The following is a 19,630-nucleotide window of genomic DNA, read 5'->3' on the forward strand; positions in this document are numbered from 1 at the left end:
CGCCTCAGACCCAGCGCGGCAGTTCGTCGCCGATGATCGTCGCGATCTTGTCGGCCATGTAGGCGTGGCCGGCGTCGGTGGGATGGATACCGTCGCCGCCGATCAGGTCGGGACGCCCGACGAACCAGCCCGCCGCGATCGGGTCGTAGAACGACGCACCGACCTGCTCGGCCTGATCGCGCAGGATGTCACGGATCCGCAGCACCGATACGGGCACATCGGCGGTCGGCCACGGCGGTCCGATGACCAGCATCCGTGCCGTCGGCGCGATCCGCTGCGCCAGCGCCAGCGCGTCGTGGCTCATCCGGGTGATGGCCACCGGGTCGGCGTCCTTGTCGTTGCGGGAGCCGTAGAACACCACCAGCGAGTCGTCGGGTTTGACGGCCCGCGGGGTCAGATCGGCGAAGATGCTGCCCCGGTTGCCGCGCACCACATATCCGGCACCGCCCTCGGCCACCACATCGGCGTTGATCTGCACACCGCGCCTGGCCAGCGTCTGCCACGCCAGCGTCGGCCATCCCTTGGCGCCCTGTCCGCCCTCGGCGGCTCCCGTGGTGTACGAGTCACCGATCACCGCGATGTGGAAGATCTTCGGGTCGAGGCCCGAGGTCACGTAGCGCTGCGTCGGCACATTGACGAACACCCCGACCAAAAGTGCGACCGCGACCAGAAACGTGGTCAGACGACTCACTGAAACCTCCACTGCCGGCGAGACACTGCCGCCTCTCCCAAAAATCCCTGATCAGACTCCCAGCCAACGGTGACGCAGCGGTCACAGAGCCATAACAACCTGCGCCACAGCAAGATTGGTGGGACCCAAAGCTTATCCCGCACGCGCCGGGACCGCTGCGGAGTGCCCTTGGTGCTCGGCGTCCACCCGGTGCAGGTGACTGTTCTTCGGGTCCACCGGCCGGATGTCGACCATCCTGCGCATCCATCGGCGCGCGGGCTCCTCGACGACGTGGTAGAGCACCATCGCGGCGACCACCGATATGGCCAGCAGGCCCAGCAGGGTGGCCTTGCCGGACAGATCCGGCGACATCGTGAGCTCGAACTGTTTGACGGTCCAGATCCAGGCGGTGTGCACGAGTTCGTGGACCATGTACAGCCCGAAGGAGATCTGCCCGCCGTAGACCAGCACACGCGTGCTCAGCAGCGCCGGCAGGCTTCCGGTCCCGATCGCCAGCGCAACCACGAGCGGCACGAACAGGATGTCGACCAGCCCCCCGGCGTCGCCGACGGTGTTGAGCGGATGGGCGTCGAAGAAGAAGAGGCCGACGATGATGGCGATGCTCAGGACCACCGACAGGTATCCCGCGGTGCGGCGCGCGGTGTCCCCGGGTTCCAGCTTGCGCACCGCGGCACAGGCGAGCGCGCCCGCGGTGAACTGCATGACGATGCGCGGCAGCCAGCTCCACGGTGTGTAGAAGTGCCCCGTCATCATCAGCAAGACCACCGGCGGCAGCGAGGCCGCGACCGCGAGCACCACGAGGCTGCGGGCCCGCGTGGCCCGCGCGATGCGGAAGACCACCAGGATCAATGCTCCGAACAGCAGATAGGCCAGCCACTCGGCGCTGATCGACCAGGCCGGGCCGTCCCAGCTCGTCCCGTCGAAGTACGGCTCGAACCACAGCTGGACCAGGAACAGCTGCCGCAGATAGCTCACCGCGTTGTAACCGCTGGTGTCCTCGACGGGCACATGACCGACGTTGAGCGTGAAGATCACCCACAGCGCGGCGAGGTGCAGCGTCACCAGGTACACCGGCCACACCCGCGACAAGCGCAGCCACAGGAAGTGCAGCGTCGCGCGCGTCGACCACCCCGGACCCATCCGGTCGAGGTAGTTCCACGTCAGGACGAAGCCGCTGAGGATGAAGAACAGGTCGACGCCTTGGGCGCCGCAATCGAGCACGGGCGCGAACGTTTCGGTGAAATCGGGCGCGGCCTCATAGAGGATCGGCCGGAAGTGGAACAGCACGACCCACACCGCCGCGACGATGCGCAGTCCCGTCAGGGCCTTGATCTCTGCGCCGCGCACTGCACTCTTTCCGTATCCACACCCGTGATGTTCGTCCGCGCGCCATAACCGCACCTGCCGCGACTCACCGGGCGGATCACACCACGTCACCGTCCGCCGAGTCGCAGACTAACAGCGTCGCCGCCGACGGTGCGCGCCCAGCGGCCTGCGCACTGCCTGTGCGGGCACTGGACACCACCCGCAAAACAGCGGAAAGCCTTGTCCAGCAAACACATTGGACCGACTGACGGTGCAGGTCAGGCGGGTTGTCCAGCAGCGATACGGCGTGTCGGCCGGTGCCGGCGAAGTTGCCCACAGCCCGGACGCGAACGGTCAACGGGTGTAACGGATTTCACCCAGACGCGCCGGTGCCGGCCAGACCGGTCAGGGCAGCGGCACCTGCGAGCCGTCGTACTGACGGGCGCCGTTGTTGATCGTGTCGAGCCAGGTACGCAGCTTGGCCTTGGCGAGCAGGCCCGGGAGGTCGCCGGGCGCGCCTTCACCGGTCGGGGTATCGGTCGGCGCGGCGGTGGTCTGGGTCCACGGCTGGCAGCCGCTGGTCTTGAAGGCCTTGTCGGTCGCCTCGATCTGCACGACGTCGGGCTTCTTGGTGAAGGCGTTGTCGATGATGTCCCCGCCGTGCAGATCCGCCATGCGCTTCCAGTAGCAGGTCTGCCCGTCGGCCGGTCCGCCCGTCGCATAGGTGCCCGGTTGGATGTCGGTGCCGACCACGTAGATGCCGTCGTGGTCCATGACAGGCGCGGGCCCCTCCGCGGCAGCCGCCTCGGGCGCGGGGCCGGGCGCCGGGCCGGTACCGGTTCCCACAGCAGGTGAAGGGGCGGGGGCAGGAGCAGGGACAGGAGTGGTCGGTTCGGCGTTTGCCACTCCGGACATGACACCGCCGAGCATCCCTCCTGCGGTCACCGCGAGGGCGGCGACGAAGACAGCTGGTTTGATCGGCTTCACAAAACGTCAGAGTACCGGCCCTGGCAAGCTGCGGCCGAATTCCGACCACGCTGTGGCAGGCTCGCCGTGTGGACGTGCCGAAGCCCGAGTCTGCTCTGCCCCACCTCGCCGACGTCGTCCCGTCCGTGCTGGCCGCGATGGGCGTCGCAGCCTTCGAGACCGTCGCGGGCATCGACCTGCCCTCGCCGATCCGCGGCGCGTGCGTACTGCTGGTCGACGGCCTCGGCGCCGAACTTCTCGACGCACACGCCGCCGAAGCACCCGTGATGGCCGGGTTGCGGCACCGGACGCTTCAGGTCGGTTTCCCTGCGACGACCGCGGCGGGACTGGCCGCCATCGGTACCGGTTGCCGGTCGGGCGAGCACGGAATGGTCGGCTACTCGTTCCGGGTGCCAGGCGCCGGGGTGATCAACGCGCTGCGGTGGCGGCCCCACCCGTGGGGTGAGGATCTGCGCAGCACGGTGGTCCCCGAAACAGTCCAGCCGTTTCCCACCACGTTCGAGAGGGCGGCCGGGGCCGGCGTCGCGGTGCGCGTCGTATCCGGCGCCGAGTTCGCCCATTCCGGGCTGACCCGCGCTGTGCTGCGCGGCGGCGACTATGTCGGCGTCCATGCGATCGGAGACCTGGGTGCGGCCGTGGCCGACACCGTGGCCGGCGGCGGGTTCTGCTGGGGCTACCACAGCGAACTGGACCTGGTCGGCCATCTTCACGGCCCGGGTTCGACCGCATGGCTCATGCAGTTGCGTCAGGTGGACCGCCTGGTCGAGTCGATCGTCGAGACACTGCCCCGCGACGGCCTGCTCGCCGTGGTCGCCGACCACGGCATGGTGACGGCGGATCCCGCATCGGTCGTCGACATCGACGCCCACGCGCCCCTGCTCGACGGTGTCGACGCGATCGGCGGGGAGCCTCGCGCGCGACACGTCTACACATCCGACGGCGCAGCGGACGCGGTCCTTGCGGCGTGGCGGGACTCGCTTGCCGACACCGCGTGGGTGCTGTCGCGCGACGAGGCGATCGAGGCGGGCTGGTTCGGCGGGCGTGTCCGCGACGACGTGCGCGGACGTATCGGCGATGTCGTCGCGGCCGCACGCGATTCGGCCGTGCTGGTGCGCCGCGCCGTCGAACCGATGGAGTCGTCTCTCGTCGGACACCACGGCTCGCTGACCCCGGCCGAGCAGCGGATACCACTGCTGCTCGCAACCGGATTGTCGTCCGAATGACCCCACACAGCATTAGATGATCTAAGATTCACGGCATGAAGCTTGCAGCGTTGGCCGCACTGGGAGCCGCCGCGGCGTCGATCGCCCTCGCCGCTCCGGCCCAAGCGGACCCCGACACCGACTTCGCCAATGAACTGCACACGTACGGCATCTACGGGCCGCGTGACTACAACGCCTGGATCGGCAAGATCGCGTGCAAACGGCTGCACAACGGCCTCGACCGCAACGCGAACGATTCGGTCAACTTCGTCACCAAGCAGCTCGACCGCGATTCGACCACGGCACAGAGCTGGCAGTTCCTCGGCACCGCCATCAACTACTACTGCCCCGATCAGCGATTTGTGATGGAGCAGGCCGCCGCGGATTCGGCGCACTGACCCGAACGACCGGCCCGATCAGACATCTTTGGAGCGATATCGTGAAACGCATGCGTGTGAACCACCTGATCCGCGCCGGGATTGCCGCGTGCGCGGTGGCCGGCAGCCTGGCCGCCGCTCCGGGCATCGCGTCGGCTGATGCCACCGACGACTACCCGATCCCGAACCGGATCATGAGAACCCCGTGCACGGCCGAGCAGATCATGGCCGCGGCCCGCGACGTCGAGCCGGTGTACTACGAGCGGTACATGACCGACTACAAGAACAAGCCGCCGCACGTCCAGCAGGCCGCGCGCGACCGCATTCACTGGTTCTTCTCGATGGATTACGCCGGCAGGCGCCAGTACTCGGAGAACACCGCAACCGACGCGTTCTTCGAGCAGTTGGCGTGGATGTGGCCGAACTGGGCGAAGCTGTTCTTCAACAACAAGGGCGTCGCGGCGAACACCACCGACGTCTGCGAGCAGTACCCGCCGGACGACATGTCCGTCTGGAACTGGTAGTAACCGGCCTTCGCACTCCGCCTGTCAGCGCTCGCTGGCAGGCGGAGTCATTGTTATGGCCCCCGGTTATGACGCTCCCCACACCGTGCGGAGCCGATCAACCGCGACGATGTGGCATGACCACGAGTTTTGCCGGCAAAGCGCGAATCCGGTGTGCCGCGGGCCGGAGCCGACGCGCAGGTGGTACACATTTTGTCATTCTGTTAAATAAGCTAATATCTCGCTAACTTAGCTGTCCTGTGCAACAAGCGAGGTTCATCGAGGTGAATATGGCGCTCACGAACTACTGCGACCCTGACCAGGTCGACACGTTGGTCGGCGCACGCCCCGTTCGGTCCGGTGCCCAGCGGTGATGGCTGTCGACACAAAAGACAAGCGGCGCAAGAAATTCTCGATCAGCGCGCTGGCACGGCGCTTCTGGATTCCACTGCTCATCGGCGCCGTGGTGTTCGTCGGCGCGTTCACCGTGATGCGCGTGCGCACGTTCTTCGGCTCCGGTGACGATCCCAGCCTGGCCAGCGCCAAGGTCGACGACACCAAACCCTTCGATCCCAAGGTCGTGGTCTACGAGATCTACGGCGAGCCCGGCGCGACCGCCGACATCAACTACCTGGACCTCGACGCCCAACCGCAACGCGTCGACGGTGCGACCCTCCCCTGGTCTCTGACGTTGTCCACCACGGCACCTTCGGTGTTCCCCAACATCGTGGCGCAGGGCAACGGCGACACCATCACCTGCCGGATCACCGTCGACGACGAGCTCAAGGATGAGCGCACGTCGAACGGCGTGAACGCCCAGACCTTCTGCCTGGTGAAATCTGCATGAGCAACCCGAGCCACGACGCCCCGACCGACGCCATGGGTGTCATCGGACCCAAGCATGCGCGCCCCGGCGGGATCGCGAAGTGGATCCGGGTTCTCGCCGTTCCGATCATCCTGGTGTGGGTCGCGATCATCGCGGTCCTGAACACCGTCGTCCCGCAGCTCGACGTCGTCGGCGAGATGCGCTCGGTGTCGATGAGCCCCGACGACGCGCCCTCGGTGATCGCCATGAAGCGCGTCGGCGAGGTCTTCGAGGAGTTCAAGTCCAACAGCTCGGTGATGATCGTGCTGGAGGGCGAACAACCGCTCGGCGACGAGGCGCACAAGTACTACGACGAGATCGTCGACAAGCTCGAGGCCGATCCCGCGCACGTCGAGCACGTGCAGGATTTCTGGGGCGATCCGCTCACGGCGTCCGGTGCGCAGAGCCCGGACGGTCTGGCGTCGTATGTGCAGGTCTACACCCGTGGTAACCAGGGTGAGGCGCTGGCCAACGAATCGGTCGAGGCCGTCCAGGACATCGTCGACAGCGTCCCTGCCCCGCCGGGGGTCAAGGCGTATGTGACCGGGCCCGCCGCGTTGTCGGCGGATCAGCACGTGGCCAGCGATCGCAGCGTGCGCGTCATCGAGGCACTGACGTTCGCGGTCATCATCACCATGTTGCTGCTGGTCTACCGGTCGATCGTGACCGTGATCCTCACGCTCGTCATGGTGGTGCTGTCGCTGTCCGCGGCGCGCGGCGTGATCGCGTTCCTCGGCTACCACGAGATCATCGGTCTTTCCGTCTTCGCGACGAACCTCCTGACCACCTTGGCGATCGCCGCCGCGACCGACTACGCGATCTTCCTGATCGGCCGTTATCAAGAGGCCAGAAGTGTCGGCGAAGACCGGGAGCAGTCCTACTACACGATGTTCCACAGCACGGCGCACGTCGTGCTGGGCTCCGGCATGACGATCGCGGGCGCGACCTTGTGCCTGCACTTCACCCGCATGCCGTACTTCCAGTCGCTGGGCATCCCACTGGCCATCGGTATGAGCGTGGTGGTCCTGGCCTCGTTGACCATGGGCGCCGCGATCATCTCGGTCGCGAGCCGGTTCGGCAAGACCTTCGAGCCCAAGCGTGCGATGCGCACCCGCGGGTGGCGCAAACTCGGTGCGGCCGTGGTGCGTTGGCCTGCGCCGATCCTGGTGACCACCATCGCGTTGTCGGTTGTCGGCCTACTGGCGCTGCCCGGGTACCAGACCAACTACAACGACCGCAGGTACCTGCCCCAGGACCTGCCCGCCAACACCGGTTACGCCGCGGCCGACCGGCACTTCTCGCAGGCCAGGATGAACCCGGAACTGCTGATGATCGAGTCGGACCACGACCTGCGCAACAGCGCGGACTTCCTGGTGGTCGACCGGATCGCCAAGCGGGTCTTCCAGGTGCCCGGCATCTCACGCGTGCAGGCCATCACGCGTCCGCAGGGCACGCCCATCGAGCACACCTCGATCCCGTTCCAGATCAGCATGTCCGGCACCACGCAGATGATGAACATGAAGTACATGCAGGACCGCATGGCCGACATGTTGGTGATGGCCGACGAGATGCAGAAGAGCGTCGACACCATGGAGGAGATGCTCAAGATCACGCGTGAGATGAGCGATACCACTCACAGCATGGTCGGCAAGATGCACGGCATGGTCGAGGACATCAAGGAGCTGCGCGACCACATCGCCGATTTCGACGATTTCCTCCGGCCGATCCGCAACTACTTCTACTGGGAGCCGCACTGCGACAGCATCCCGGTCTGCCAGTCGATCCGCTCGATCTTCGACACCCTCGACGGCATCGACGTGATGACCGACGACATCCAGCGGTTGATGCCGGACATGGACCGTCTCGACGAGCTCATGCCGCAGATGCTCACGATCATGCCGCCCATGATCGAGTCGATGAAGACGATGAAGACCATGATGCTGACGACGCAGGCCACCATGGGCGGTCTGCAGGATCAGATGGAAGCGGCCATGGAGAACCAGACCGCCATGGGTCAGGCCTTCGACGCGTCCAAGAACGACGACTCGTTCTACCTGCCGCCTGAGACGTTCGAGAATCCGGACTTCAAGCGCGGTATGAAGATGTTCCTGTCGCCCGACGGGCACGCGGTGCGCTTCATCATCAGCCACGAGGGCGATCCGATGAGCCCCGAGGGCATCAAGCACATCGACGCCATCAAGCAGGCCGCGAAGGAGGCCATCAAGGGCACGCCGCTGGAGGGCTCGAAGATTTACCTCGGCGGCACCGCGGCCACCTTCAAGGATTTGCAGGAAGGCGCCAACTACGACCTGATCATCGCCGGCATCGCGGCGCTGTGCCTGATCTTCATCATCATGCTCATCATCACGCGGGCCGTGGTGGCCTCGGCGGTGATCGTCGGCACGGTGGTCATATCCCTCGGCGCGTCGTTCGGTCTGTCGGTACTCATCTGGCAGCACATCATCGGGCTCGAGCTGCACTGGATGGTGCTGGCCATGGCGGTGATCGTGCTGCTGGCCGTCGGTGCGGACTACAACCTGCTGCTGGTCTCACGCATCAAGGAGGAGATCTACGCCGGTCTCAACACGGGCATCATCCGGTCGATGGGCGGCACCGGCTCGGTGGTCACCTCGGCGGGTCTGGTGTTCGCATTCACCATGATGTCGATGGCCGTCAGCGAGTTGGCCGTCATCGCGCAGGTGGGTACGACGATCGGCCTGGGCCTGCTGTTCGACACCTTGGTGATCCGCTCGTTCATGACGCCGTCGATCGCGGCGCTGATGGGCAAGTGGTTCTGGTGGCCGCAGCGCGTGCGCCAGCGCCCCCTGCCCGCGCCGTGGCCGCAGCCAGTGCAGCGTAATCCCGAAGACGCGCTGAACCGGGTCTGATCCCGCGCGTTGTTGACCGCGCTACGGCGCGGTCAACTGCTCGAGCCCGCTCTTGAGGTCGGACAGCTTCAACGGCCATTCTCCCGACACCAGTGTGTGGGTGATGCTGTCCGGCCGCAGACCATCGTGGACGAGGGTGAGCTTGACCTGGTGCTCCCCCGGTTCGATGTCGAACGACACGCGCGTGGTGTCGTGCTCGGCGCCGGGGTCGTCGAGATCCGGCGTGCGGGGCATCGGATAGGTGAACGCCAGCCGCTGGTAAGGGTCGGATTCCAGCACCACCTGCTGGGGACGCTCGAAGCGGATGCCGCGCTCGATCCACACGTAGGTGGACCCCTTCAGCCAGTCCGATTCGATCGCATGCCCGAGGTATCCGAGTGAGGTCCCCGGGTTGGTGATCGCGTGCCACAGCCGTTCCGGTGTGGTGCGGATGTAGATGACGTAGACGAACACATCACCGTCGCTCCCGGCACCCGCCTCGAGACGCGCACCATGACGCCGTGGGGCGCCCCAACGTGCGGTGAGCTCGCCGGCCAGCTCGGTGATCGGCCCGGTGTCGAGGTGGTGCAGCTTCTGGCGGCCCTCCCATTGCACGGTCACCAGGCCCGCGGCCTCGAGCACCTCAAGATGCTTGGCCACGGATTGACGCGCCATGGCCAGGTCCGCGCAGAGCTCTTTCAGGGTCTGCCCGTCGCGGTCGCCGAGCCGCGCCAGAAGCGTTCTCCGGTTCGCGTCGGACAGTGCCTTGAGGACCGCTTCCACGTCGTGTCTCCCATATGTAACCGCACGGCTGCCCTGGCCGAAGATATGCAGCCACACGGCTGCATGTCAACACACGTCGGGCCACTCACGCGGTACATGGCGATACCTCCTGATGGCCGCCGATGAGCCGGAAAGTTCGCCAGGATCGCCACCTCACGTCGCGCACCGACAGCAAGCGTCACGGCGGCCGCCGATCGGACGCGCGGCGCGGAACGTCTCGCATGGACACACTTCGACGCCTCGATCACCCTCGGCGAAATGCGCTGTACCCCAACGCTACTCATTCCCAAGTCGAGCTGGTGGCGCATTCTCGCCGTGATATGCAGGTGGATTGGCGTTATGACGCAAGGTGATTGAGCGAACCGATTTACCGCCGCGACAGTTCGCGAAACATGCTCTCGACCTGCGCCTATCGATGCAGTCGACATCGCTGCCCGTGCAGTGCCCGCGTGAAGCGCTCGGCAGATAAGCCTGGTTATGACCGCAGTCACAGAGTTTGAGGGGCCGAAATAAGCTCTGTTACTGTCCCGCCGCATGTTTGCTCTCGCTACATTGATGGCGCTCGTCCAACAGGTATCGGGCACGCCATACGTCTCCGGCGGTGACTCGCCGTCCGGCACCGACTGCTCGGGTCTGGCCTCGTGGGTCAGCAACGTGGCCACCGGCCGCCCGGCATTCGGAGACCGCTTCCACACCGGCAACCAGGAGCAGGCGCTCCTGGCGCGCGGATTCAAGTACGGGACCCAGCCCGGAGCTCTGGTGATCGGCTGGAACAGCGGCCATACCGCGGTCACCCTGCCCGACGGCACACCGGTGTCGTCAGGTGAGGGCGGCGGCGTGAAGATCGGTGGCGGCGGCGCCTACCAGCCGCAGTTCAACCACCACATGTATCTGCCCGCTGAAGAGGTCCAACCCGATGCCGGGCTGCCGGTCGGTGCTCCGCCGCCACCCGAGGCGTCGCTACCCCCGCTGCCGCCACCACCGGCCGATCCGATGGCCCCGGCTCCACCGATGGCCGGACCGCCGCCCGTCGACCCGTTCGCCCCGCCGCCACCACCCGAGCCGGCCGTTGTTCCGGTCGTGCTCGACGTGCCGGCCCCGCCGGCCCCCGAAGCCCCGCCCGCCCTCGGGGTCTGATCGATCGCACTGGTGCGCAGAACGCACGATCACATCCGATAACGTCTCGGTGTGATCGTGCTCCTGCCTCCATCGGAGACCAAGCGCACCGGCGGGGACGGCCCGCCGCTGCGCCTGGACAACTTGACCCAGCCGGCGCTGACACCACTGCGTACCGAACTGGTCGACGAACTCGTGGCCCTGGCCGCGGATCCGCCCGCCTGCCGTAAGGCGTTGGGCCTGACGCCCAAGCAGGACGCCGAGATCACGCGTAACGCCGAACTCCGCGAGGCTCCGACGCTTCCCGCGATCGAGCGCTACACCGGCGTGCTCTACGACGCGCTCGACGTCGGATCCTTGCGCGGCACGTCAGCCGGGCGGGCCCGTGAGCGGTTGGCGGTCGGTTCGGCGCTGTTCGGGCTCGTGCGCGCAGACGACCGGATACCGGCCTACCGGCTGTCCGCCTCGGCGAAACTGCCCGGCCGCCGTGGGCTGAGCACCCGCTGGCGGCCGGTCCTCGAGCCGGTGCTGGAGAAACTGGCCGCCGAGCAACTCATCGTCGACCTGCGGTCGGGTGCATACGCCGCGCTCGGCCGGATCCCCGGCGCGGTGCGGGTGCAGGTGCTCGCCGAACATCCCGACGGCCGGCGCACCGTGGTCAGCCACTTCAACAAGGCGCACAAGGGCCGGTTGGCACGTGCCCTCGTCGAGACCCGCGCCGAACCCAAGGACTGCGGTGCCGTCGCAGCCGTTGCCGAACGTGCCGGGATGCGGGTCGAACATGACGGCGATGACCTGACCGTCGTGGTGCCGGCCTGACGCGACGCAAGCTCAGTGTGGTTGTTGCACGAAGAGCGCCAGTAGACGGGCTAGACCGATGTCGATGTCGCCGATGCCGTGCGCTGCGTCGGGGGTGTGCGTTGGATTGTTCTGGAGTGATGATCACCGCGGGGAATGATCTGGCGGCCGGCATTCGGGGTTGCCTGCTCCGTGGGTGTCGCTGTCCCTTTTCGAGCTGACGACATCGCGCATGAGTATGGCCAGAAGTGTCAGTCCGACAAGGCCGGCGATGGCGCTGTACGGGATCGTGAAGGCACGGTGGTCGTGGTAGAGGACTGCCTGGGCTCCAACGACTGCGGACGACAACACCAGCACGATGGCACTCAACACGTGCGAACGAATCGAGACGTTGCGAGCTCTGGCCGCACGGCGCTGGTAGTCGTAGACCGCGCCCGCGGCGATCACGATACCTACCATGACCGATCCAGCGAGCAGCGCGAGATGGCTCATCGTTTCCTCCCCGCTAGGACGCGCCACCGTGCGCGGCTACGTCTCCTCCGTCGGCGACGACACACGGACGGCGTACTTTTGACTCAGCAACACACCACCAAGTATGAGGCACCTCAATCGACCCTTCGTGCACCTCTTTCCGGCCACCGAAGCGCTGTGGTTGATCCCGCGTGCGGGAGGTGGATTCGACGGGTGATCCTCCTGGCGGTGGACCTGGCGACGGGGTTTGGTTTCTGGTTTGCCGTGCCGATCTCACCGTGACGTGAACGGCGGCGGGGAAGGCACAAACGATCACACTGCACTGAACACTTCGACACCGAGTGTGGGCCCTGTGCACGGATTTTGGCCCGCGGGCGTGCACAGGCCCCACGGTGGTGGCAGAAAGTTGCGGGGTGGCGGGTGGGGGGCGTCGGCTCGTGCACAATATGTGACGCATCCGTGATCTTGGTTTGCGAAATTCTCACGACACTGCAGGGACGGGAGCGAGCTTGGTCATCCATCCAGCGCCTACACCAATTCCGCCGCGCACGGGTGGGAGGCACCGCAAGCCACCGGAGCGCCGCTGGGTGCCCATCGGGATAGGCCTGGCCGCCACCGCGGTGATCAGCTCACTGCTCACCGCGTTCGTCGTGTTCACGACCCTCACCACCAAGCTCTCCAAGCGTGATTCGGTGTACGCGGTGGGTGTGCGAATGCTGCCCGACGACCCGCGCTCGCCCGGGCAACGGCCGCATGCGAGCCGCGCGGCGGTCCGGATGGTCAACCCGTACGCGTTCGACCAGGCAGGTTTCGTCGATTCTGACGCCCGCTGCCGGGACACCCAGACGGCGCGCGCGATCGGGCGCACCGCGGGATCGCTGGTGGTGATCTGCCTGGACCGCAGCGGGCATTTCGAGTACCACGGGGTCCGGTTGACCGACAAGGCCACGCTGGCCGCACGCGCCGAGAAGACGCCGCAGCGGATGTTCCTGGCCCGCAACCACGGCGTCGACTACGCCGTGTCTCCCACCGAACTGCTCGTCACCTCCGGTGGCGCGGTGGTCAAGCGCGAGCCGATGGTCGAGTACCGCGAGATCCTTTCGTCGTCGCCGGTGTTGGTCGCGCCGCGCTGAGACAACAATCGGTGGTTGCCCGGCGGGCTCGGGCGGGCACCGTTAGGCTTTGCGGTCACCAGCGGTCTGACGGAGGGCTTGCACGGAGGTCATGTCGGTTTTCTGGCGGTATGTCCGCATCCAGCTGATGGTGTTCGTGGTCGGCATCGTCGGACCCATCTTTCTGCTCGTTTACTTTGCTGCGCAACCAGATCCGACGATCAAGTGGATGTACTACACCGGCCTGCTGCTGACCGCCGGTGAGATACTGATCGCGCTGAATGTCACCGAGGCCATCAGCCGCCACCACCCGAGCACAGACGCCACGAAAGGTGACACGCATGAACTCCCGCTCCGCGATTGAGCTCGCCGACGTCGACGCGATCGGCCAGGCCGAGTTGCTCGCGGCAGGCGACCTCACCGCTGCCGAACTGCTCGAGGCGGCGATTGTGCGAGTTGAGGCGACACGCCACCTCAACGCGGTGATCACGGATCTGTTCGAGCGCGGCCGCGCCCAGGCGGGCGCCCTCGACGCGTCGGGTGTGCTGCGCAAAGGTGAGGCCGGCCCGCTCGCGGGTGTGCCGTTCCTGCTCAAGGACCTCGGCGCCGCACTGGCCGGCGCACCGGAGGCCATGGGGTCGGTCGCCTTACGCGACCATGTGGCAACCGATTCGGCGTGGACGGTACAGCGGTACCTCGACGCCGGGCTTGTCGTGTTCGGCAAGACCAACACCCCGGAGTGGGGTAACCACTGCACGACCGAGCCGGTGTTGTTCGGTCCCACGGTGAATCCCTGGGGTTCGGATGTCACGCCCGGTGGCTCCAGCGGCGGGTCGGCGGCGGCCGTGGCGGCAGGTGTGGTGCCCGCCGCGTCCGGCGGGGACGGGACGGGGTCGATCCGGGTGCCCGCATCGTGTTGCGGCCTCGTGGGACTCAAGCCGCGGCGCGGCCGGTCGTCGTTCGCACCCGACGGCGGGCACGGTCTTGAGGGGCTGGTGAACAGCCACGCACTGACCCGCACCGTGCGTGACTGCGCCGCCCTGCTCGACGTCATCGCGGGCAGCGTCAGCGGTGATCCCTACGCCGCGCCCGCCGCGGAAACCCCGTTCCTGCAGTCACTCACACCCCCGCCGCCCCTTCGTGTGTTGATGTCGACCGGGTCGCCCTTCCCGAACGACGGAGTCGATCCGCAGGTCGTCGCCGCGGTGGAGGCGACCGGCCGGATCCTGGAGTCGCTGGGGCACCACGTGACGCCGGGTCCCGGACCGGTCATCGACCCGGACGCCGTCGCCGACGCGATCGCGGTGCTGCACAACGTCAGCAACGCCCAACTGCACGCGTTCGCCGCATCGCACCTCGGCCGCGAACCACGTGAGGACGAGTTCGAGCCGAGCACCTGGGTGATGATCCGCGAAGGGTTCACGACCACGGGTGTGGCGTACGCCGAGGCCATATCCACCGTGCACGCCCAGACCCGCCGGTTCGCCGCGGGCATGTCCGGTCACGACGTGTTGCTGGTGCCCACGCTGCTCACCACGACGCCGCCGTATGCGTTGCTGAACCAGCCCCGCGGTACCACGCGCGCGTTCTTCGATGTCGAGTTCGCCACCACGGGGTGGACGTCGCTCGCGAATGTCACGGGCTGGGCGGCGATTTCGCTGCCGCTCGGGGTGAGCGGCGACGGGCTGCCGGTCGGGGTGCAGCTCATGGCGCCCGACGAGGCGGTGCTGCTGGGCCTGGCGGCCGCGATCGAGGAGGCCGCACCGTGGGCCGACCGCAAGCCGGCCGGATGGGTGAGGACCGACGGGGCGTAACACCTGACCGTAGGGTCGAGACATGTCGCGCCGCACTGCAGGACTGGATGTCGCCGTCTCCCACGCCAAGGCGTTTCTCGCTCAACTCGACGACCGGCCGGTCGCGGCGCGTGGCGACGCCTCGGCCGTACGGCAGCTGCTCGGCGCACCCCTGCCCGAAACCGGTGAGGATCCGGCAGCGGTGATCGAGGGGCTGGCCGTCGGTGCCGAACCGGGGCTGGTGGCCGGCGCGGGCCCGCGGCACTTCGGGTTCGTGATCGGTGGATCGCTTCCCGCCGCGCTGGGCGCGGATTGGCTGGTCTCGGCGTGGGATCAGTGCGCGGCGTTCCACGCGCTGTCCCCCGCCGCGACCGCGATCGAGGAGATCACCGCCGGATGGGTGCTCGACCTTCTCGGCCTGCCCGCCGAATGCGGCGTCGGGTTCGTCACCGGCGCGCAGGCCGCGAACACGACCGGTCTGGCCGCCGCGCGCCACGCCGTGCTGGCCCGCGCGGGCTGGGACGTCAGCCGCGACGGACTCATCGGCGCGCCGCGGATCCGGGTCGTGTGCGGTGGGCAGGCGCACACGACCGTGTACGCGGCACTGCGGCTGCTCGGACTCGGTGAAGCCTCTGCGGCCCGGGTCGCGGTCGACGATCAGGGCCGTATGCGGCCCGAGGCCCTGGCCGAGACCCTGGCCGCGGGCACCGGTCCCGCCATCGTGTGTGCCCAGGCCGGCAACGTCGCCACGGGTGCGTTCGACGACCTGGACGTTATCGCCGACATCTGTTCCGACCACGACGCGTGGTTGCACGTCGACGGCGCGTTCGGGTTGTGGGCGGCCGCCGCGCCGTCGACCCGGCACCTCACCGCGGGCGTGGCGCGGGCCGACTCGTGGGCGGTGGACGCGCACAAGTGGCTCAACGTGCCGTACGACTGCGCGATGGCGATCGTGCGCGATGCCGACGCGCATGTCGCGGCGATGAGCCTGGCCGGCCCGTATCTCGTCGTCGACCCGGGACAACGCGACAACACGAACTTCGTGCCGGAGAGTTCGCGGCGCGCCCGGGCGGTCCCGGTGTACGCCGCGCTGCGCTCGCTGGGCCGCGCCGGATTGGCCGATCTGATCGAACGCAATTGCGCGCAGGCGCGAAGGGTGGCCCGGCTGCTCGCCGAGATCCCGGGTGCGCAGATCCTCAACGACGTCGTGCTCAACCAGGTCCTGGTGCGGTTGCCCGGCGGCGACGAGGCGACCCGGCGGGCCGTCGCCGCGATCCAGGCCGACGGCACGTGCTGGCTGGGCGGCACGACGTGGAACGACGAGTTCGTGCTGCGCCTGTCGTTCACCAACTGGGCCACCAGCGACGACGATGTCGACCGTTCTGCGGCCGCGATCACCGACGCTGTGGCATCGTCTCGGACGTCACAACAGCCCGGCTGATGAGGTGGGGGTCGGCGCGCCGGACCCCGCCGAATATCCTCTGAGGCGAACGGGCCGCGCCGGCACCACCCGGCAGGCCGCAAACACGATGACAGCAGCGTCTTCAAAGGAGTGGACACCCCATGGTGAACCAGCAGCAGGCCGACAAGATGACTTCGGGGCAGGGCTTCATCGCCGCGCTCGACCAGAGCGGTGGGTCGACCCCCAAGGCGCTGCGTCTGTACGGCGTCGAGGAGAGCGCCTACTCCAACGAAGACGAGATGTTCGACCTGATCCACCAGATGCGCTCGCGCATCATCACCTCGCCTTCCTTCGGTGGCGACCGTGTGCTGGCGGCGATCCTGTTCGAGCAGACCATGGACCGCACCATCGAGGGCAAGCCGTCGGCGACCTACCTCTGGGAGGACAAGGGCGTCGTGCCGCTGCTCAAGATCGACAAGGGTCTGGCCGAGGAGGCCGACGGCGTCCAGTTGATGAAGCCTATGCCCACCCTCGACGACCTGCTCGCACGCGGTGTGAAGAACGGCATCTTCGGCACCAAGGAGCGTTCGGTGATCGGTGCGGCCAACCCGACCGGTGTGGCCGCCGTCGTGGCCCAGCAGTTCGAGGTCGCCAAGCAGGTGCTCTCGCACGGGCTCGTCCCGATCATCGAGCCCGAGGTGACCATCTCGATCGCGGACAAGGCCGAGGCCGAGGATCTGCTCAAGGCCGAGATCACCAAGAACCTCGACAGCCTGGCCGACGATCAGAAGGTCATGCTGAAGCTGTCGCTGCCGACCGTGGCCAACCACTACAAGTCGCTGGTCGACCACCCGAAGGTCATGCGCGTCGTCGCGCTGTCCGGTGGTTACAGCCGTGACGAGGCCAACAAGCTGCTGGCGCAGAACACCGGCGTCATCGCGAGCTTCAGCCGGGCACTGACCGAAGGCCTGTCCGCCCAGCAGAGTGACGAGGAGTTCAACTCCACGCTCGCCGCGTCGATCCAGTCGATCTACGACGCCTCGGTCGCGGGCTGACGAGCCGGCCAGGGAACAGGCGAGGGACGCGTGGCCATGGTCATCCCGATCGACCGCCCCAAGCTGGAAGGCAACGTCGCCGTCGACGATGACCGCAGGCTCGGGTTCGCCGAATTCGGTGACCCGCAGGGGCGCGCCATCTTCTGGTTGCACGGCACGCCCGGCGCCCGCCGCCAGATTCCCACCGAGGCCAGGGCGTACGCCGAGCAGAACGGTGTGAGGCTGATCGGCGTGGACCGGCCCGGTATCGGGTCGTCCACGCCGCACCAGTACGAGTGCGTCCTGGACTTCGCGTCCGACCTGCGGACCATCGCCGACACCCTCGGCATCGACAAGTTGGCGGTCATCGGGCTCTCCGGTGGTGGCCCTTACACGCTGGCGTGCGCGGCGGCGATGCCCGATCGCGTCGTCGCGGCCGGTGTGCTGGGCGGCGTCGCCCCCATGGTTGGTCCCGACGCAATCAGCAGCCCTCTGATGCAACTGGGCGCCGTGGTGGCACCGGTATTGCAGGTCGCGGGCGGCCCGATCCGGCTGGTCGCCTCGGGGATGATCCGGTTGATCCGTCCGGTCGCGTCACCGGCCCTGGAGATCTACGCCCGACTGTCCCCCGAGGGCGACCGCCGGATGCTGGGCCGGCCCGAGTTCAAGGCCATGTTCCTCGACGACCTGCTCAACGGCAGCCGCAAACAACTGGCCGCGCCGTTCTACGACATCGTGGTGTTCGAGCGGGACTGGGGATTCCGCCTCGACGAGGTCACGGTCCCCGTGCGGTGGTGGCACGGCGATCACGACCACATCGTGCCGTTCGCGCACGGTCAGCACGTGGTGTCCCGGCTGCAAGACGCGAAACTCACCGAACTGCCGTACGAGAGTCACCTGGGCGGCTTGGGCTGCGCGCAGGAGATCATGGGGACGATGCTCCAGATCTGGGACGAGACGTCCGCGTTGACGTAGGCCGCACTCCAGCGCATCGGCGACCCGGCGGACCTTGACCTCAACCATTGTTGAGGGTGGAGGCTGCGGTCATGACGAACACCATGACGCAGATCCGCTCCGATCTCTGGCAGACCCGTACCGATTCCCCGTTCCCCGGACTGACCACGCATTCCTATCTGTGGAAACCTAACGGGCACAGTAGCTCTCCGGGCGTACTGTTCTACAGTCCCGCCACCGACGCCGACTTCGCCGCGATCGACGCTCTCGGCGGCGTCGGCCATCAGTATCTGTCGCATCAGGACGAGGCCGGGCCCATGCTCGCGCGGATCGCCGAGCACTACGGGGCCCGCCTGCACGCGCCCGCGGCCGAACTCGCCAACATCGCCAGGCACGCAAAAGTGCACGTTCCGCTCGACCGGCGCCACCGCGACGACAATGGTGTCGAGGTGATCCCGACGCCGGGCCACAGCCCGGGCAGCACAAGCTATCTCGTCGACGGTGCCGACGGGCGTTACCTGTTCACCGGTGACACCGTGTTCGTCGACCACGCGGGGCGGTGGTCGACGTTCGTGATCCCCGGGATCGGCGACCCTGCCGATATGGCCGAGAGCCTGCGATTGCTGGCGACCCTGGAACCCGACGTGGTGATCTCCAGCGCGTTCGGCGGCGCGGCGGTCAGCACGATCGACGACCGCCCGTGGGCGCGTTGCGTCGACGAGGCGATGGGCAGCCTCGCCGCCTGACTCGGCGATCGGCCGCCGAATACAGGTATTCCCCTACTCTAGGGACCGGGCCGCATCCGGCCGATACTTCGCAGAAGGGCCCACCCGGGCCTTCGAACGGAGGTCGGCCATGGCCGGACAGGCAGTCGTTCTGGGTGCCAGCATGAGCGGTCTGTTGGCCGCGCGGGTGCTCGCGGACCACTTCGACACCGTCGCCGTGGTGGAACGTGACGTGCTGCCCGACGGCACCGACCAGCGACGCGGGGTCCCGCAGGGCCGGCATGTCCACGGCCTGCTCTGTGCGGGCGCGTCGGCACTCGACGCGTTGTTCCCGGGCTTCCTCGACGAACTGGCCGCCGACGGGGCGACCAGGCTCGACGAGCGCGGCGCCCACCGGCTGTCGATGATGTTCGGCGGTCATCCCCTGCACTTCCCCATGAGCTTCACCCGCCCGCTGGTGTCGTACCTGTGCAGTCGCCCATTCCTGGAAACACATGTGCGCCAACGAGTTCGCTCGACCGGCAACATCCAGATCCTCGACGGCCACGACGTCGCCGACATGACGATGTCCGGCGACGGCCGACGCGTCTCCGGCGTGCGGATCGCCGACCGGGCCGGCGGTGCCGAACAGACGCTGGACGCCGA

The 19,630-nt window shown here is 67.4% G+C and carries 19 protein-coding genes; 14 read left to right on the forward strand and 5 right to left on the reverse strand.

Annotation, left to right across the window (positions count from 1 at the left end; all coding sequences use genetic code 11):
* Positions 1-4: 4 nt before the first annotated feature.
* From AT701_RS17435 to AT701_RS17445, 3 genes are all read right to left on the reverse strand, one after another.
* On the reverse strand, positions 5-691 hold the full coding sequence (locus AT701_RS17435) for an Rv0518 family GDSL lipase (RefSeq protein ID WP_003894934.1): 687 nt from the start codon (positions 689-691) through the stop codon (positions 5-7).
* A gap of 132 nt (positions 692-823) precedes the next feature.
* Entirely contained in the window at positions 824-2,038 is a 1,215-nt protein-coding gene (locus tag AT701_RS17440) for an acyltransferase family protein (RefSeq protein ID WP_011729107.1), read from the reverse strand.
* A gap of 363 nt (positions 2,039-2,401) precedes the next feature.
* Entirely contained in the window at positions 2,402-2,926 is a 525-nt protein-coding gene (locus AT701_RS17445; RefSeq protein WP_036454611.1) for an Rv1352/Rv1906c domain-containing protein, read from the reverse strand.
* A 125-nt stretch (positions 2,927-3,051) separates the two neighbouring features.
* Here AT701_RS17445 and AT701_RS17450 point away from each other — a divergent pair, with 125 nt between their 5' ends.
* From AT701_RS17450 to AT701_RS17470, 5 genes are all read left to right on the forward strand, one after another.
* Positions 3,052-4,206, forward strand: coding sequence for an alkaline phosphatase family protein (locus AT701_RS17450; RefSeq protein ID WP_058126294.1), 1,155 nt, complete (start codon positions 3,052-3,054; stop codon positions 4,204-4,206).
* Between the two features lie 35 nt (positions 4,207-4,241).
* Positions 4,242-4,583 carry a DUF732 domain-containing protein gene (locus AT701_RS17455; RefSeq protein WP_003894938.1) on the forward strand — a complete coding sequence of 114 codons (342 nt, stop codon included), beginning with the start codon at positions 4,242-4,244 and terminating at the stop codon, positions 4,581-4,583.
* A 50-nt stretch (positions 4,584-4,633) separates the two neighbouring features.
* Positions 4,634-5,086, forward strand: coding sequence for a DUF5078 domain-containing protein (locus AT701_RS17460; protein WP_014877718.1), 453 nt, complete (start codon positions 4,634-4,636; stop codon positions 5,084-5,086).
* A gap of 352 nt (positions 5,087-5,438) precedes the next feature.
* A complete protein-coding gene (locus AT701_RS17465; protein ID WP_058126295.1) occupies positions 5,439-5,912 on the forward strand; it encodes an MmpS family transport accessory protein in 474 nt (157 codons plus the stop codon).
* On the forward strand, positions 5,909-8,818 hold the full coding sequence (locus AT701_RS17470; RefSeq protein ID WP_058126296.1) for an MMPL/RND family transporter: 2,910 nt from the start codon (positions 5,909-5,911) through the stop codon (positions 8,816-8,818). The genes AT701_RS17465 and AT701_RS17470 overlap by 4 nt, the downstream gene beginning before the upstream one ends.
* Positions 8,819-8,839: 21 nt before the next feature.
* Here AT701_RS17470 and AT701_RS17475 read toward each other — a convergent pair whose 3' ends face one another.
* A complete protein-coding gene (locus AT701_RS17475) occupies positions 8,840-9,580 on the reverse strand; it encodes an ArsR/SmtB family transcription factor (RefSeq protein WP_058126297.1) in 741 nt (246 codons plus the stop codon).
* Positions 9,581-10,114: 534 nt separating this feature from the next.
* Here AT701_RS17475 and AT701_RS17485 point away from each other — a divergent pair.
* On the forward strand, positions 10,115-10,717 hold the full coding sequence (locus AT701_RS17485; protein WP_011729111.1) for a C40 family peptidase: 603 nt from the start codon (positions 10,115-10,117) through the stop codon (positions 10,715-10,717).
* 51 nt (positions 10,718-10,768) lie between these two features.
* Positions 10,769-11,515, forward strand: coding sequence for a peroxide stress protein YaaA (gene yaaA, locus AT701_RS17490; RefSeq protein ID WP_058126299.1), 747 nt, complete (start codon positions 10,769-10,771; stop codon positions 11,513-11,515).
* Positions 11,516-11,638: 123 nt separating this feature from the next.
* On the opposite strand, the gene AT701_RS17495 is transcribed toward yaaA, so the two are convergent.
* The gene (locus tag AT701_RS17495; RefSeq protein WP_058127652.1) at positions 11,639-11,986 is read right to left on the reverse strand and encodes a hypothetical protein; all 348 of its coding nucleotides are present in this window, start codon (positions 11,984-11,986) and stop codon (positions 11,639-11,641) included.
* Between the two features lie 566 nt (positions 11,987-12,552).
* Between AT701_RS17495 and AT701_RS17500 the strand changes: the two genes are divergently transcribed.
* From AT701_RS17500 to AT701_RS17530, 7 genes are all read left to right on the forward strand, one after another.
* Positions 12,553-13,098, forward strand: a complete 546-nt coding sequence (locus tag AT701_RS17500) for a hypothetical protein (protein WP_058126300.1) — start codon at positions 12,553-12,555, stop codon at positions 13,096-13,098.
* Between the two features lie 91 nt (positions 13,099-13,189).
* On the forward strand, positions 13,190-13,441 hold the full coding sequence (locus tag AT701_RS17505; RefSeq protein ID WP_003894957.1) for a hypothetical protein: 252 nt from the start codon (positions 13,190-13,192) through the stop codon (positions 13,439-13,441).
* The gene (locus AT701_RS17510) at positions 13,419-14,891 is read left to right on the forward strand and encodes an amidase (RefSeq protein ID WP_011729116.1); all 1,473 of its coding nucleotides are present in this window, start codon (positions 13,419-13,421) and stop codon (positions 14,889-14,891) included. Before AT701_RS17505 ends, AT701_RS17510 begins: the two co-directional genes overlap by 23 nt.
* A 22-nt stretch (positions 14,892-14,913) precedes the next feature.
* The gene (locus AT701_RS17515; RefSeq protein WP_003894959.1) at positions 14,914-16,311 is read left to right on the forward strand and encodes a pyridoxal phosphate-dependent decarboxylase family protein; all 1,398 of its coding nucleotides are present in this window, start codon (positions 14,914-14,916) and stop codon (positions 16,309-16,311) included.
* 122 nt (positions 16,312-16,433) lie between these two features.
* On the forward strand, positions 16,434-17,327 hold the full coding sequence (locus tag AT701_RS17520; RefSeq protein WP_058126301.1) for a fructose bisphosphate aldolase: 894 nt from the start codon (positions 16,434-16,436) through the stop codon (positions 17,325-17,327).
* A 36-nt stretch (positions 17,328-17,363) separates the two neighbouring features.
* Positions 17,364-18,281 carry an alpha/beta fold hydrolase gene (locus tag AT701_RS17525; protein WP_058127653.1) on the forward strand — a complete coding sequence of 306 codons (918 nt, stop codon included), beginning with the start codon at positions 17,364-17,366 and terminating at the stop codon, positions 18,279-18,281.
* Positions 18,282-18,352: 71 nt separating this feature from the next.
* Complete coding sequence (locus tag AT701_RS17530; RefSeq protein ID WP_003894962.1) at positions 18,353-19,006, forward strand: MBL fold metallo-hydrolase; 654 nt, start codon at positions 18,353-18,355, stop codon at positions 19,004-19,006.
* Positions 19,007-19,630: the final 624 nt, after the last annotated feature.

Source organism: Mycolicibacterium smegmatis (assembly GCF_001457595.1).
Lineage (GTDB): Bacteria > Actinomycetota > Actinomycetes > Mycobacteriales > Mycobacteriaceae > Mycobacterium > Mycobacterium smegmatis.

What these genes read in the sequence shown, in the direction of transcription:
- AT701_RS17470 (WP_058126296.1), top strand. Translation starts at nt 5,909, where the DNA reads ATGAGCAACCCGAGCCACGACGCCCCGACCGACGCCATGGGTGTCATC.
- AT701_RS17520 (WP_058126301.1), top strand. Translation starts at nt 16,434, where the DNA reads ATGGTGAACCAGCAGCAGGCCGACAAGATGACTTCGGGGCAGGGCTTC.
- AT701_RS17455 (WP_003894938.1), top strand. Translation starts at nt 4,242, where the DNA reads ATGAAGCTTGCAGCGTTGGCCGCACTGGGAGCCGCCGCGGCGTCGATC.
- AT701_RS17465 (WP_058126295.1), top strand. Translation starts at nt 5,439, where the DNA reads ATGGCTGTCGACACAAAAGACAAGCGGCGCAAGAAATTCTCGATCAGC.
- AT701_RS17460 (WP_014877718.1), top strand. Translation starts at nt 4,634, where the DNA reads ATGCGTGTGAACCACCTGATCCGCGCCGGGATTGCCGCGTGCGCGGTG.
- AT701_RS17510 (WP_011729116.1), top strand. Translation starts at nt 13,419, where the DNA reads ATGAACTCCCGCTCCGCGATTGAGCTCGCCGACGTCGACGCGATCGGC.
- AT701_RS17525 (WP_058127653.1), top strand. Translation starts at nt 17,364, where the DNA reads ATGGTCATCCCGATCGACCGCCCCAAGCTGGAAGGCAACGTCGCCGTC.
- AT701_RS17505 (WP_003894957.1), top strand. Translation starts at nt 13,190, where the DNA reads ATGTCGGTTTTCTGGCGGTATGTCCGCATCCAGCTGATGGTGTTCGTG.
- AT701_RS17515 (WP_003894959.1), top strand. Translation starts at nt 14,914, where the DNA reads ATGTCGCGCCGCACTGCAGGACTGGATGTCGCCGTCTCCCACGCCAAG.
- AT701_RS17445 (WP_036454611.1), bottom strand. Translation starts at nt 2,926, where the DNA reads ATGCTCGGCGGTGTCATGTCCGGAGTGGCAAACGCCGAACCGACCACT.
- AT701_RS17485 (WP_011729111.1), top strand. Translation starts at nt 10,115, where the DNA reads ATGTTTGCTCTCGCTACATTGATGGCGCTCGTCCAACAGGTATCGGGC.
- AT701_RS17530 (WP_003894962.1), top strand. Translation starts at nt 18,353, where the DNA reads ATGACGAACACCATGACGCAGATCCGCTCCGATCTCTGGCAGACCCGT.
- AT701_RS17495 (WP_058127652.1), bottom strand. Translation starts at nt 11,986, where the DNA reads ATGAGCCATCTCGCGCTGCTCGCTGGATCGGTCATGGTAGGTATCGTG.